Origin of the sequence: Pantoea sp. F_5 (assembly GCF_008631595.1) — a bacterium.
Taxonomy (GTDB): domain Bacteria; phylum Pseudomonadota; class Gammaproteobacteria; order Enterobacterales; family Enterobacteriaceae; genus Pantoea; species Pantoea gossypiicola.
Map to the genome: position 1 here is coordinate 138,455 of NZ_VWUO01000002.1, position 14,532 is coordinate 152,986.

Sequence of the window (14,532 nt, forward strand, 5' to 3'; positions counted from 1 at the left end):
TTCAATGAAAAAGTTAACGCTGTTTCGCGCCGGGCTGGCGCTGCTGCTGGGCGTCAGCCTGCTGGCCAAAGCCGATTTGATTCGTGATTTAACCACGGTACAGGGCGTACGTGATAACCAGCTGCTGGGCTATGGCCTGGTGGTGGGTCTGGATGGCACGGGTGACCAGACCACGCAGACGCCATTTACTACCCAGACAGTCAGCAACATGCTCTCACAGCTTGGCATTACCGTTCCTGCGGGCACCAACATGCAGTTGAAAAACGTGGCAGCTGTTATGGTCACCGCTAAGCTGCCGTCGTTTGCCCGTCAGGGACAAAACCTGGATGTGGTGGTCTCATCGCTGGGTAACGCCAAAAGCCTGCGTGGCGGCACGCTGTTAATGACGCCGCTGAAAGGGGTCGATAACCAGGTCTATGCGCTGGCTCAGGGCAACATCCTGGTCGGTGGTGCAGGTGCCTCTGCGGGCGGCAGTAGTGTTCAGGTCAACCAGCTGAACGGTGGCCGCATCACTGGCGGTGCAACGGTTGAACGTGAACTGCAGAGCAACTTTGGCTCGCAGAACACCATTAACCTGCAACTGAACAACGAAGACTTCTCCATGGCGCAGCGGATTGCTGATGCAATTAACGCCCGTGGCGGCTATGGCGCAGCGCAGCCGCTGGATGCCCGCACCGTGCAGATCCGCGTCTCACCGAATAATGGCGCGCAGGTGCGTCTGCTGGCCGATATCCAGAACATTAACGTCTCGATTCCGGTTGAAGATGCCAAAGTAATCATCAACTCCCGTACCGGCTCGGTGGTGATGAACCGTGAAGTGACGCTGAATCAGTGTGCGGTGGCGCAGGGCAACCTCTCTGTGACGGTTAACCAGCAGCAGAACGTCAGTCAGCCTGATACCCCGCTGGCCGGTGGTCAGACCGTGGCGACCACGCAGACTCAGATCGATCTGCGCCAGACCGGCGGTGCGCTGCAGCGCGTCAATGCCAGCGCCAATCTGAACAACGTAGTGCGTGCGCTGAATGCGCTGGGTGCATCACCTATCGAACTGATGTCGATTCTGCAGTCGATGCAGAGTGCCGGCTGTCTGCGTGCCAAACTGGAAATTATCTGATGGCTGATATGCAATCTGTCACGAGTCCGGCTTTCGACAGCCGCTCCCTGAATGATCTTAAACGCCAGGCGAGCAACGATCCGAAAGGACATGCGTTGCAGGTTGCACGTCAGGTCGAAGGGATGTTTGTACAGATGATGCTGAAGAGTATGCGTGATGCGTTGCCGCAGGACGGCATTATGGGCAACGAGCAGACCAAACTCTTTACCTCTATGTATGACCAGCAGATTGCACAGGAGATGGGCAAGCGTGGCCTCGGGCTGGCGGAAACCATCGTCAAACAGATGCAGCCCGCCACCGCGCCGGATGAAAAAGCCGGTACGGTGCCGATGAAGCTGGATAACAGCTTTATTCTCAGCACCAGCGGGGCCACACCACTGCCCGCCCAGCAGCTGGAGCAGATGGTGCGCAAGGCGATGCCACGTCTGCCGCCGGTCGCGTCACCGACGGGGCTGCCAAGCGACAGCCGTGAGTTTATCGCCCAGCTGACGCAGCCGGCGCAGGCGGCCAGTCAGCAGAGTGGTATTCCGCATCACCTGATTCTGGCGCAGGCTGCGCTGGAGTCGGGCTGGGGCCAGCGACAGATCCTGACCCGCGACGGCAAGCCGAGTTATAACGTGTTCGGGATTAAAGCCAGCGGTGACTGGAAAGGTGACACCACCGATATCATGACCACCGAATATGAGCAGGGTGCAGCGAAGAAAGTCCGGGCCAGCTTCAGGGTCTACAACTCCTATTTCGAGGCGCTGACTGATTACGTCAAACTGCTGACCAAAAACCCTCGCTATGCGGCGGTGACCAACGCCTCAAGCGCAGAGCAGGGCGCGCAGGCGTTACAGGCGGCGGGCTATGCCACCGATCCAAAATATGCGCAAAAGCTGGTGGGAATGATTCAGCAATTCAAAAGCATGGGCGACAAAGTCGTCAAAGCGTACAGCCAGGATATTGGCGACCTGTTCTGATTATTTCGCCTCAAGTTTCACTTAAGCAAGCCGATAACATCCCTATAGCCAGAAGCGTTTTCGCCAGCTGGCGCCCACTTTGATGTCTGCCAGCCCGGTTGACGGGGAACGTAAGGAACCGAGATGTCCAGCATAATTAACTCCGCGATGAGTGGATTGAGTGCCGCGCAGGCCGCTCTGAGCACCACCAGTAACAACATTTCTAACTATACCGTGGCGGGCTATTCACGTCAGACCACGGTACTGGCGCAGGCGAACAGTACCCTTCAGGGCAATAGCTATTATGGTAACGGCGTGAACATCACCGGTGTACAACGTGAATATGATTCATTTATTGCTACACAACTGCGGGGTGCCAGCGCGAGCTACAGTGCAGTCGATACTCAGCATACGCAGATTTCTAACATTGACGATCTGCTGTCGACCGCGACGACCAGCCTGTCGACCTCGCTGCAGGGCTTCTTTACCAACCTGCAGAACGTCGTGAGCAACGCCAACGATCCGTCAGCGCGTCAGTCGATGCTCAGCAATGCGCAGGGTCTGGTGAACCAGTTCCAGACCTCCGCGCAATACCTGAACAATATGCAGAACAGCGTCAATTCTGATGTCAGTTCCAGTGTTAAACAGGTCAACACCCTCACCAGCCAGATTGCCGATCTTAACCAGCAGATTGGCAAGCTGACTAATGGCAACGGTGCTGCGCCTAACGATCTGCTTGATAAGCGTGATCAGTTGGTCAATGACCTCAATAAAGTCGTTGGCGTGACGGTATCGCAGCAGGATGGCAATTACACGGTATCTATGGCCAACGGCCTGACGCTGGTGAACGGCAACAAATCTCACGATCTGGTGGCGATGAACGCCAGCAGCGATCCGACGCGCACCACGATTGGCTATGTCGACAAGCAGGCGGGCAACGTTGAGATCCCGGAAAAGCTGATCACCACCGGCTCGCTGGGCGGTCTGCTGGCGTTCCGCACCCAGGATCTCGATCTGGCGCAGAACCAGCTGGGTCAGTTAGCAGCGGCGTTTACCACCAGCTTCAACGACGTTCATAAGCAGGGCTTTGACAGCAACGGCGACCAGGGCGTCGATTTCTTTAATATCGGCAGTCCAGCCGTGGTGAGCAATAGTAAAAACAGTACCGCCGCTTCCGTAACCGCTGAATGGACCGACACCAGCGCACTGAAAGCCACTAACTACACCGTGAGTTATGACGGCAGTAACTGGACCGCAACGCGTGCGTCAGACAGCACCGCAGCCGCCATCACCCAGAGTACCGATGCCAGTGGCAACACCACGCTGAGTTTTGATGGCCTGAAACTGACTGTGGGTGCCTTACCTGCACCTGCCGCCAAAGACAGCTTCCTGGTGAAGCCGGTCCAGAATGTGATTAACGACATGTCCGTGGCAATCACCAGTGAATCTCAGGTGGCTGCTGCCAGCGCGGTTGGCGGTGAAAGTGATAACCGCAATGCGCAGAAACTGCTGAATCTGCAGGATGTGAAGCTGGTCGGCGGTAATGCCACGCTGTCACAGGCCTATGCAGCTATCGTCAGCACCGTGGGTAACAAAACCAGCTCGCTGGAAACGACCAGTACGACGCAGAAAAGTGTGGTCAGTCAGCTGACCGAACGCCAGCAGTCGGTCTCTGGTGTAAACCTTGATGAGGAGTACGCCAATCTGACCAAGTATCAGCAATATTACATGGCCAATGCGCAGGTGCTCCAGACTGCCAGCACCGTGTTTAACGCATTGATCAATATTCGCTAAGGGCAGGAGATAACATGCGAATCAGTACAAATATGATTTTTGAACAGCAGGTGCGCGGCATTACTGACTCGCAAGCCTCCTGGCTGAAAGTGGGTGAGCAGCTCTCCAGCGGTCGTCGTGTAACGAATCCCTCTGATGACCCGATCGCGGCGTCACGTGCTGTGGTGTTGACTCAGACTCAGCAGCAGGGTGAACAGTATGCGCTGGCGCGCACCTTTGCTGAACAGGGCCTGTCACTGGAGGACAATACGCTGAAGGGCGTAACCAATGGCATCATTGCGGCGCAGGCGCTGATCGTCAATGGTTCAACGGGTACGCTGAGCGACGACGATCGTGGTTCGATTGCTACCCAGCTGGAGGGTGTTCGCGCCCAGCTGCTGAATCTGGCCAACAGCAAAGATGCCAATGGCCGCTATATTTTTGCCGGCTATAAAACCGACAGCGCGCCTTTTGTTGATACGGCGGGCACGGGCGTCAGTTACGCAGGCGGCACCGATGCGATCACCCAGAAGGTTGATACCAGTCGTACCATGACCGTGGCGCATACCGGTGACAGCATCTTCATGTCAATCACCAGCAATGCCACTGTAGAGCCGGATGGCAGCGCCAGCGAAACCAATCTGTTTAAGATGCTGGATAGCGCCATTGCAGCACTCAAAGTCCCCCAGGATGATGCGGATGCCGCGACTAAGCAGACATTCCAGGATGCAATGGATAAAACCAACCGCGGGCTGGGCAACGCGCTGAATAATGTCTCAACCGTGGTTTCTGAGATTGGTACTCAGCTTGGTGAAATTGATACGCTGAATGCGCAGGGCGACGACCGTAAAGTGATTTACAGCTCGCAGATGAGTGACCTGGTTAACGTGGATTTAACGGAAGCGGCTTCCAGCTACACCATGCAGCAGACAGCACTTCAGGCCTCTTATAAGACCTTCACTGATATGTCCAAAATGTCATTGTTCCAGATGAATTCGTAGTCTGACCTGAAATTTTGAGCGTACTTTAACCGGATGCGCTTACGTTTTCCCACTCTCCTGCTAAAGAAGGGTGGGATTTTTTTGCCTGTGATTCAGCCAGTGGCGGGACGAGTTGTCATCAAGCCTGTCTGCATAGCTTTCCTGTTCCCTCATTTCACGCTATCCCGCACCCCTGCATGCCTGATGTTTTTCTGCACAAGGTAACTGACCCCATCTTTACTGATGGCTGACGGCGTAAACAGGGCAGTATTAATTCTTCGTCTGTATGGTGACTGAATCGACGCCATAAAAAACCCCGGCTTTCTGGCCGGGGTTCAGTTTATAACCGCTTATGCGTTACGGCTTTGTCGCCGGGGCAGTAGCGTGATGGGTGGCGCTATGACCCCCCGCAGAACCGCGACCATCGAACTCATACGGTGCCCGTACCCAGTCACTGTGCGGAGCAGGCTCTGACTGCCAGACCGGCGCAGGCGCTTTGGTCATCGGTGCAGAAGCATAATGCTTCCAGCGCGTACCGTCATTCGGCACCGCTTCAGCAGCAGGCGCTAATGCTACTGGTTCGACCGCCGTCACCGCCGTTACCGGTGCTACAGGCGAGATATCGCGAGCGGCAACCGGCGCATGAGGTTCACTGACTGGTGCGGTTTCAGCGTGAGCAGCAACCGGCGCGTTCAGCACTTCTTCCACCTCTGCTGCGATCTCTTCGCTGACATCAGTAGCTGACTGCTCAGCAACGCTGGCAGGCTGTGAAACCTCAGCAGCTGGCGTTACCACTGCCGTTTCGGTGACCGGCTCAGCAGGCTGTGACACGGGCGTTTCAGCTACGGGCTCAGCAGGCACGGCTTCAGCCGCTACAGCTTCCGCTTTGGCTTCATCAGCAGCCGGAACAACAGACGGTTGCTCGTCAACCGGAGTGTCGATAGCACGGGTATCGTCAGTGTTGACGATCGCCACTGGCGTTTCTGCCTGCGGCTCGGCCTGTTGCACTGGCGCATCCTGAGCAACCGATTCAACGGCGGCAGCAACCGGCAACGCATGGGTCGCGTCTGCGGTCTCTTCGCTGTTATAAGCTGGCGTCTCGTGCGTTACATTCTGAACCTGCTCTTCGCTGGCCTGGCTCACCGGATAGCGAATCCAGACTTTGCCGGATGCCATTTCAGGTGAAGCAGCGGCAGCGGCCAGAGGCATCGCTGACTGCGTCGGATAACGCTCATCGCGGTAACGACGACGACGCTGTCCGCTGACGCGCAGATGACGTGGGGAACGACGTGAACGACGCGGCATATTGGCGTTATCACGGCTGTCGTTGTCATCCTGCTCGTCACTCTGCGAAGCCTGGAACTCAGGCTGTGTCTGAGCAACGTCTGCTGGCTGTGACTTACGCACTTCAGCAGGCTGAGCGATATCGCTGGCTTCGGCTGGCAGAGGCTGACGGTTATCATCAACGCGCACCTTCTGGTTCAGCTGACGTGGCTTACGACGCGGCATAACCTGAACGCGTTCATCATCCTGCGCCTCAGTGACATCCAGAGCTTCAGCAACGACGGCTGGCTGCTCAGCCGCTTTGGCCGCTTCTTCACCGGCACGTTTCTCTTCCTGACGACGACGCTGACGTTCAGCACGCTGTTCACGGCGCTGTTGCTGCTGCTCATCACGCTGCTGACGCGCTTCTGCGCTCAGTGCCGGACGCTCTTCGCGCACTTCACTCGTCTGAGACTGACGCTTGTTGCGACGGTTATCGTTACCCTCGCGCGGCTCGCGGCTTTCACGTGGCTCGCGGCTTTCACGCGGCTCGCGACTTTCGCGTGGTTCACGGCCTTCACGGGACTGTGCATTGTCACCGTTACGTGGCGTACGCTCACGGCGATTGTTGTTACGACGGTTGTTATTGTTGCTGCGGCGCTCGCCACGGCCAGTGTTGCTTTCCTGCTCTTCAGTCGCTTTCTGCGGTTCAGCAACCTCAGTGCTCACTGGCGCAGCAGCAGGCGTTTCTTCGCCAGCGAACATTTTTTTCAGGCCGCCAAGCAGACGCCCGAAGAAACCGGTGCTGACGGTCGCTGGTGCAGCAACAGCCGGGGCTGTTTTTGCTGCTGGCTGAGCTTCAGCGCGCTTCACATCAGGCTCAACTTCTACCGGCGCAGGAGGCGCATCAGGCATCACAAAGGCAGCCAGAGCGGGCTGCTCAGGACGACGACGCTCAGAGTGCTCCTCATCCGACGGCATCGCCATTTCGGCTTCATGCAGCTTCGGCAGGTGATAACTCAGGGTCTGCGTCTCTTCGCCTTTGCGCACGCGCAGCACGGAGTAGTGTGGGGTCTGCATCTTGTCATCAGGAACGATGATTGCCCGCACGCCACCCTGGCGTTTTTCAATCGCGTTGACCGCTTCACGCTTCTCATTCAGCAGGTAAGAGGCCACCTGAACCGGAACAATGGCGTGAACTTCTTTGGTGTTGTCTTTCAGCGCTTCTTCTTCAATCAGACGCAGAATCGACAGGGCCAGCGACTCGTTATCGCGAATGGTGCCGGTGCCGCTACAGCGTGGGCAGACGTGATGACTGGATTCACCTAATGACGGACTCAGACGCTGACGGGACATCTCCAGCAGGCCGAAACGTGAAATATGGCTGATCTGAATACGGGCGCGGTCCTGACGGACAGCTTCACGCAGACGGTTCTCTACTGCGCGCTGATGGCGTACCGGCGTCATATCGATGTAATCGATAACGATCAGGCCGCCCAGGTCACGCAGGCGCAGCTGACGCGCAATCTCATCGGCCGCTTCAAGGTTGGTGTTGAACGCTGTCTCTTCAATGTCACCGCCGCGCGTGGCACGTGCTGAGTTGATATCGATAGCGGTCAGTGCTTCGGTACTGTCGATCACAATCGATCCACCGGAAGGCAGGCGGACTTCACGCTGGAAGGCGGATTCGATTTGCGATTCGATCTGATAGTGGCTGAACAGCGGAATTTCACCGGTGTAGAGCTTAATTTTGCTGCTGAAGTCCGGACGGCCCAGCGCCGCGATATGCTGACGCGCCAGTTCCAGTACTTTCGGGTTATCGATAAGGATTTCACCGATGTCCTGACGCAGATAGTCGCGGAAGGCACGCACAATTACGTTGCTTTCCTGATGGATCAGGAACGGTGCAGGGCGGTTTTCAGCGGCTTTCTTAATCGCTTCCCAGTGCTTGAGACGGAAGCTTAAGTCCCACTGCAGCGACTCGGCAGATTTACCGACGCCGGCAGTGCGCACGATCAGGCCCATGCCTTCCGGCAGATCCAGCGCCGACAGCGCTTCTTTCAGCTCGGTACGATCGTCACCTTCGATGCGGCGAGAGATACCGCCTGCACGTGGGTTATTCGGCATCAGTACCAGGTAGCTGCCTGCCAGAGAGATAAAGGTGGTCAGCGCAGCGCCTTTATTGCCGCGTTCTTCTTTATCGATCTGAACAATGACTTCCTGGCCTTCACGCAGCACGTCTTTAATATTCGGACGACCATGTGCGTTATAGCTGGAGGGGAAATATTCGCGGGAAATTTCTTTTAACGGGAGGAAACCGTGACGCTCTGCGCCGTAATCGACAAACGCAGCTTCAAGGCTGGGTTCAATGCGAGTGATTTTACCTTTGTAGATGTTGGCTTTTTTCTGTTCGTGTCCGGGGCTTTCGATATCCAGGTCGTACAGACGCTGACCGTCAACCAGGGCAACGCGCAACTCTTCCTGCTGAGTTGCGTTTATTAACATTCTTTTCATCGTGACTTACTCGTTATTCTTTCATGAGTGATTACAGCTGCGGGCATAGTTACCCTGGACGAGTATCAACCGATGGCCCCGTGACTTAGTGCAATGTCGTCAACCTCACGGCTGTCGACCGCGCGAGGGGCGCAAATAACGTCGGTGGCCTGTTTTTCATAAGGGAAAACAGCACCAGATAGTGGAAATGCCTGAGACAATTAAAAAACTCGTGCATCCCATACTGTTGTCCAGGCCGCAACCCGCAGCCCGCTAAGTGCCTGATTTCGCATTACGTCTTACGCCATTGCTGCGTGTCTGCTCAATCCGGCAAAATGACAATTTCGCTCTTTTTCTGCCCTGAAATGCTTCAGGTAAGAAACTCAAGCATTATTCCACTGCTAACCTTCATATAGCAAGGCGACTTTAGCCAGCTTGTGAAGTTTCTTTACATTTAACTTATTAATGTGTCGGACAAAGCAGCGGTTTGCTGAAAAAGTCAGCAGGGAGGCGACCCGCCGCCACATCAATCCCAGAGTTAAGCACAGAAAAAGGGGTGGCGCTATCAGGGGACACTATTTAGAATCGCCGCCATGAAAACAGAGAATCCGGGCGTACAATTTGTCGCCATCACGGCTGAAAATGCCGGACAACGCATTGATAACTTTTTGCGCACCCAGCTCAAGGGTGTGCCAAAAAGCATGGTTTATCGCATCGTTCGCAAAGGCGAGGTGCGGGTAAATAAAAAGCGCGTCAAGCCCGAATATAAGCTGGAGGAGGGCGATGAGGTTCGCATTCCACCGGTGCGGGTCGCCGAACGCGATGACGAGGCCGTGTCACCGAAACTGGCAAAAGTGGCCTCGCTGGCTGACGCCATTCTGTATGAAGATGAGGCGCTGCTGGTGATGAACAAGCCTTCCGGCACCGCCGTTCACGGAGGCAGCGGGTTGACCTTCGGCGTCATCGAAGGCCTGCGCGCACTGCGTCCCGAAGCACGCTTCCTGGAACTGGTGCATCGCCTGGACCGTGACACCTCCGGTATTCTGCTGGTGGCGAAAAAGCGCTCGGCGCTGCGCTCACTGCATGAGCAACTGCGTGAAAAAGGGATGCAGAAGGATTATCTGGCGCTGGTGCGCGGCAACTGGCCGTCGCATCTTAAGGTCGTTCAGGCACCGCTGCTGAAAAATATTCTCCAGAGCGGTGAGCGTGTGGTGCGCGTCAGCAGCGAAGGTAAAGCCTCTGAAACCCGCTTTAAAGTGGAAGAGCGGTTTGAGTTTGCCACGCTGGTGAAAGCAAGTCCGGTCACCGGACGCACCCACCAGATTCGTGTACATACGCTGCACGCCGGGCATCCTATCGCCTTCGACGATCGCTATGGCGAACGTGACTTTGACAGTCAGCTGGCGTCAACTGGTCTGAAACGCCTGTTCCTGCACGCGGCGGCATTGACCTTTACCCATCCCGGCACTGGCGAAGTCATGCGTGTCGAAGCGCCGCTGGATGATGGCCTGAAGCAGTGCCTGAATAAGCTGCGTCAGCTGAAAGCGTAATCGTTCTTCGGCATCACTCCGTTAAAGGATTGATGCCGGCCTGCTGCAACATTCCGTTGAGCGCAATCAGCGGCAGCCCTATCAGCGTATTAGGATCGCGCCCCTCCAGCCGATCAAACAGACAAATTCCCAGACCTTCACTTTTAAAGCTGCCTGCACATTGCAGCGGCTGCTCCTTTTCCACATACCCGGCAATTTCAGCGTCGGTTAAGGTGCGGAAATGCACCACGAAGGGTTCGCAACACTGCAGCAGCCTGCCACTGGCCGGATGAAAAAGAGCCAGCCCGGTATAAAAAGTAATCGCCTGGCCGCTGGCGGCACGCAGTTGCGCCCGCGCATTCTCTGCCGTGTGAGGCTTACCGGCGATCGCGCCATCCACCACGCAGACCTGATCGGAGCCGATTATCCAGTGGTCAGGCCAGGCTTTTGCCAGTGCCTGCGCTTTCGCTACGGCGAGACGGGTGACCAGCGCTTCGGCATTTTCACCGGGCTGCGGTGACTCATCCACCTCAGGCGCAGCGGTAATAAAAGGCAGGCCCAGTTTGCGCAGTAATGCCTGCCGAAAGGGCGAGGTTGAAGCTAAAAGAATTGATGGCGTCATTTTTTTTCAATAGTAATAGCGAATTGGTGACAGTCATTTTAAACTGTGCGCCGCACTGGATGCGAATAGTGGTTGAAAGATGCTGTTTAACGGCCTTTTTCTTTGACTCTATGACATTACAAAGTTAATATGCGCGCCCTATGCAAAAGGTAAAATTACCCCTGACGCTGGACCCTGTCCGCACCGCTCAGAAGCGCCTTGATTATCAGGGTGTCTACACATCTGTTCAGGTGGAGCGTGTGGCCGAGTCGGTCGTTAGTGTGGACAGTGATGTGGATTGTGCCATGTCGTTTGCGGTTGATAACCAACGTCTGGCGGTACTGACGGGTACTGCTGAAGTACAGGTGACGTTACGTTGTCAGCGCTGCAACCAGACCTTTCCCCATCACGTAAAAGTGAGTTACTGCTTCAGCCCTGTCTCTTCTGAAGAGCAGGCCGAGGCATTACCGGAAGCGTACGAGCCGGTCGATGTCAACGAGTTTGGTGAGATCGATCTGCTGGCGGTTGTCGAGGATGAACTGATTCTCGCGCTGCCGGTCGTTCCGGTGCACGATTCTGAACACTGTGAAGTGTCCGAGGCGGACATGGTCTTTGGCAAACTGCCTGCAGAGGCGGAGAAACCAAATCCATTTGCCGTATTAGCCAGTTTAAAGCGTAAGTAATAGGAGTAAGGTCCATGGCCGTACAACAGAATAAACCCACCCGTTCTAAGCGTGGTATGCGTCGCTCACACGATGCGCTGACCACTGCTGCTCTGTCAGTAGATAAAGTTTCTGGCGAAACTCATCTGCGTCACCACATCACTGCGGACGGTTACTACCGCGGTCGCAAGGTTATCGTTAAGTAAGTTTCTTGCTTAGCAAGGCGATACCTTGACACGTTTGACCCTGGCGATTGATGCCATGGGCGGGGACTTCGGTCCCTGCGTGACAGTGCCTGCAGCATTGCAGGCACTGGCCTCTCATTCGGAACTATTCCTTCTTCTGGTCGGACATCCCGACACTCTCACGCCATTGCTTGCCAAAGCGGATTCCTCCCTGATGGGGCGTTTGCAGGTTATCCCTGCCGAATCGGTTATTGCAAGTGATGCGCGGCCCGCTCAGGCCATCCGGAACAGTCGCGGCAGTTCAATGCGCGTGGCACTGGAGATGGTTAAAGAGGGACGTGCACAAGCCTGCATCAGCGCCGGCAATACCGGTGCGCTGATGGGGCTGTCGACACTCTTATTAAAACCGCTGGATGGGATTAAGCGTCCGGCGCTGATGTCCGTTTTACCGCATCAGCAACAGGGTAAAACCGTGGTGCTGGATCTGGGTGCGAATGTAGGCTCAGACAGTGCGATGCTGGTGCAGTTTGCTGTGATGGGGTCGGTGATGGCTGAGCATGTGCTTGGTATTCCACGGCCCCGCGTCGCGTTGCTCAATATTGGTCATGAAGAGACTAAAGGGCTGGAAACCATCCGCGACGCCGCAGTAATGCTGCGAGAATCACCGCACATCAACTATATTGGTTACCTCGAAGGTAACGAGCTGCTTACCGGTAAAACGGATGTAATGGTCTGTGACGGTTTTGTCGGAAATGTCACGCTGAAGACGATGGAAGGCGTGGTAAGAATGTTTCTTTCTCTGCTGAAGTCATCAGGGGAAGGTAAAAAACGGTCATGGTGGCTTCAGTTGCTGGGGCGTTGGATTCAGAAACGTCTGGCGAAGCGCTTCGGGCAACTCAACCCTGACCAGTACAATGGCGCTTGTCTGTTAGGATTGCGCGGAACAGTGATCAAGAGTCACGGTGCAGCAAATCAACACGCCTTCGCCGTGGCGATAGAACAGGCAGAGCAGGCGGTGAGGCAGCAAATTCCCGAGCGAATTGCTGCGCGCCTTGATGCTGTATTAGCCAGGAGTGACAAAGCCTAGATGTATACCAAAATTATCGGTACGGGCAGTTATCTGCCCAGCCAGGTTCGCACCAATGCCGATCTGGAAAAAATGGTGGAGACGTCGGACGAGTGGATTGTTACCCGTACCGGCATCCGTGAGCGTCGCATTGCTGCGCCTGACGAAACCGTCGCCACCATGGGATTCAGCGCGGCGCAACGCGCGCTTGAAATGGCAGGTATTAACGCGAACGATGTTGGGCTGATTATTGTCGCCACAACGTCGTCCAGCCATGCTTTCCCCAGCTCCGCCTGCATGATCCAGCAAATGCTGGAAATCAAAGATTGTGCGGCGTTTGACCTTGCTGCCGCCTGTGCAGGTTTCACCTATGCACTGAGCGTAGCCGATCAATACATCAAAAATGGCGCGGTTAAGCATGCTCTGGTCATCGGTGCTGATGTCCTGGCACGCGCGCTGGATCCGGAAGATCGCGGCACCATCATCCTGTTTGGTGATGGCGCGGGTGCGGTCGTCCTGGGCCAGAGCGAAGAGCAGGGGATTATCTCTACTCACCTTCATGCTGATGGTCGCTATGCGCAGCTTCTGACGCTGCCTTATCAGGATCGTGCCCATCAGGATCAGCCAGCCTATGTCACTATGGCAGGTAACGAAGTCTTCAAGGTCGCCGTCACCGAACTGGCCCACATCGTTGATGAAACGCTGCAGGCCAATAATCTCGATCGTGAAATGCTGGACTGGCTGGTGCCGCATCAGGCGAACCTGCGCATTATCAGCGCTACCGCGAAAAAACTCGGTATGACCATGGATAAAGTGGTCGTCACACTGGATCGCCATGGCAATACCTCTGCTGCATCGGTGCCCAGCGCACTGGATGAAGCGGTTCGTGATGGCCGCATCAAACCCGGACACCTTATTCTGCTGGAAGCCTTTGGTGGTGGATTCACCTGGGGTTCTGCGCTGGTTCGCTTTTGATTGACAGGAACAGAAGATGACGCAATTTGCATTTGTTTTTCCGGGTCAGGGTTCACAGACCGTGGGCATGCTGACTGAATTAGCAGCGACATATCCGCTGGTAGAAGAGACCTTCCGTGAAGCCTCTGATGCGCTGGGCTATGACTTGTGGCAGTTAGTGAATCAGGGTCCGGCTGAAGAGCTGAACAAAACCTGGCAGACTCAGCCTGCACTGTTAGCCGCCTCTGTAGCCATCTACCGTGTCTGGCAGCAGCAGGGCGGTGAACAGCCTGTCCTGATGGCAGGTCACAGCCTGGGCGAATATTCGGCGCTGGTTTGTGCGGGTGTGCTTAACTTTGCCGATGCGGTGAAGCTGGTTGAACTGCGTGGCAAACTGATGCAGGAAGCGGTGCCAGAAGGCACCGGCGCAATGCAGGCAATTATTGGCCTGGATGACGCGGCTATTCGTAAAGCCTGTGAAGAGAGCGCGCAGGGTCAGGTTGTTTCACCGGTTAACTTCAACTCGCCGGGCCAGGTGGTTATTGCGGGTAACAAAGAAGCCGTTGAACGTGCGGGTGCTGCCTGTAAAGCTGCGGGCGCTAAGCGTGCTCTGCCGCTGCCGGTCAGCGTGCCTTCTCACTGCGCACTGATGAAGCCCGCTGCCGATAAACTGGCCGTTGCCCTGGAAAGCATTACGTTTAATGCCCCTGCAGTGCCGGTGATCAATAACGTCGATGTGACAGCGGAAACTGACGCTGTTGCCATCCGTCATGCGCTGGTTCGTCAGCTCTACAGCCCGGTTCGCTGGACCGAGAGCGTGGAGGCGATGGCGGCACAGGGCGTGACACAGCTGCTGGAGATGGGTCCAGGTAAAGTCCTGACCGGTCTGACCAAACGTATTGTCGATAGCCTGACAGCGGCTGCCGTTAACGATACGGCATCCCTGACGGCTGCACTCGGTAAGGAATAAG

Annotated in this window: 12 protein-coding genes; 10 read left to right on the forward strand and 2 right to left on the reverse strand. The window is 55.8% G+C overall.

Going from position 1 to position 14,532, the window contains the following annotated elements; all coding sequences use genetic code 11:
- Nucleotides 1–4: 4 nt before the first annotated feature.
- The 4 genes from F3I44_RS03165 to flgL all read left to right on the forward strand — a co-directional run bounded on the left by F3I44_RS03165 (nucleotide 5) and on the right by flgL (nucleotide 4,829).
- Nucleotides 5–1,114, forward strand: a complete 1,110-nt coding sequence (locus F3I44_RS03165; protein ID WP_150009741.1) for a flagellar basal body P-ring protein FlgI — start codon at nucleotides 5–7, stop codon at nucleotides 1,112–1,114.
- Nucleotides 1,114–2,076, forward strand: a complete 963-nt coding sequence (flgJ, locus tag F3I44_RS03170) for a flagellar assembly peptidoglycan hydrolase FlgJ (RefSeq protein WP_150009739.1) — start codon at nucleotides 1,114–1,116, stop codon at nucleotides 2,074–2,076. Before F3I44_RS03165 ends, flgJ begins: the two co-directional genes overlap by 1 nt.
- A gap of 123 nt (nucleotides 2,077–2,199) precedes the next feature.
- On the forward strand, nucleotides 2,200–3,849 hold the full coding sequence (flgK, locus tag F3I44_RS03175) for a flagellar hook-associated protein FlgK (RefSeq protein WP_150009737.1): 1,650 nt from the start codon (nucleotides 2,200–2,202) through the stop codon (nucleotides 3,847–3,849).
- Between the two features lie 14 nt (nucleotides 3,850–3,863).
- On the forward strand, nucleotides 3,864–4,829 hold the full coding sequence (flgL, locus tag F3I44_RS03180) for a flagellar hook-associated protein FlgL (RefSeq protein WP_150009735.1): 966 nt from the start codon (nucleotides 3,864–3,866) through the stop codon (nucleotides 4,827–4,829).
- A 336-nt stretch (nucleotides 4,830–5,165) separates the two neighbouring features.
- On the opposite strand, the gene rne is transcribed toward flgL, so the two are convergent.
- Nucleotides 5,166–8,585 carry a ribonuclease E gene (rne, locus tag F3I44_RS03185; RefSeq protein WP_150009733.1) on the reverse strand — a complete coding sequence of 1,140 codons (3,420 nt, stop codon included), beginning with the start codon at nucleotides 8,583–8,585 and terminating at the stop codon, nucleotides 5,166–5,168.
- A 572-nt stretch (nucleotides 8,586–9,157) separates the two neighbouring features.
- Here rne and rluC point away from each other — a divergent pair.
- Nucleotides 9,158–10,114, forward strand: coding sequence for a 23S rRNA pseudouridine(955/2504/2580) synthase RluC (rluC, locus tag F3I44_RS03190; protein WP_150009731.1), 957 nt, complete (start codon nucleotides 9,158–9,160; stop codon nucleotides 10,112–10,114).
- A gap of 13 nt (nucleotides 10,115–10,127) precedes the next feature.
- Here the strand turns inward: rluC and F3I44_RS03195 are convergent, their stop codons facing one another.
- The gene (locus F3I44_RS03195) at nucleotides 10,128–10,715 is read right to left on the reverse strand and encodes a nucleoside triphosphate pyrophosphatase (protein ID WP_150009729.1); all 588 of its coding nucleotides are present in this window, start codon (nucleotides 10,713–10,715) and stop codon (nucleotides 10,128–10,130) included.
- A 140-nt stretch (nucleotides 10,716–10,855) separates the two neighbouring features.
- Here F3I44_RS03195 and yceD point away from each other — a divergent pair, with 140 nt between their 5' ends.
- The 5 genes from yceD to fabD are packed head-to-tail and all read left to right on the forward strand — an operon-like array spanning nucleotide 10,856 to nucleotide 14,531.
- A complete protein-coding gene (gene yceD, locus F3I44_RS03200; RefSeq protein WP_008925931.1) occupies nucleotides 10,856–11,377 on the forward strand; it encodes a 23S rRNA accumulation protein YceD in 522 nt (173 codons plus the stop codon).
- A gap of 14 nt (nucleotides 11,378–11,391) precedes the next feature.
- The gene (gene rpmF, locus F3I44_RS03205; protein ID WP_003849870.1) at nucleotides 11,392–11,562 is read left to right on the forward strand and encodes a 50S ribosomal protein L32; all 171 of its coding nucleotides are present in this window, start codon (nucleotides 11,392–11,394) and stop codon (nucleotides 11,560–11,562) included.
- Between the two features lie 25 nt (nucleotides 11,563–11,587).
- Nucleotides 11,588–12,628, forward strand: a complete 1,041-nt coding sequence (gene plsX, locus F3I44_RS03210; RefSeq protein ID WP_150009727.1) for a phosphate acyltransferase PlsX — start codon at nucleotides 11,588–11,590, stop codon at nucleotides 12,626–12,628.
- Entirely contained in the window at nucleotides 12,629–13,582 is a 954-nt protein-coding gene (locus F3I44_RS03215; protein ID WP_150009725.1) for a beta-ketoacyl-ACP synthase III, read from the forward strand.
- A 16-nt stretch (nucleotides 13,583–13,598) separates the two neighbouring features.
- Complete coding sequence (gene fabD, locus F3I44_RS03220; RefSeq protein ID WP_150009723.1) at nucleotides 13,599–14,531, forward strand: ACP S-malonyltransferase; 933 nt, start codon at nucleotides 13,599–13,601, stop codon at nucleotides 14,529–14,531.
- Nucleotide 14,532: the final 1 nt, after the last annotated feature.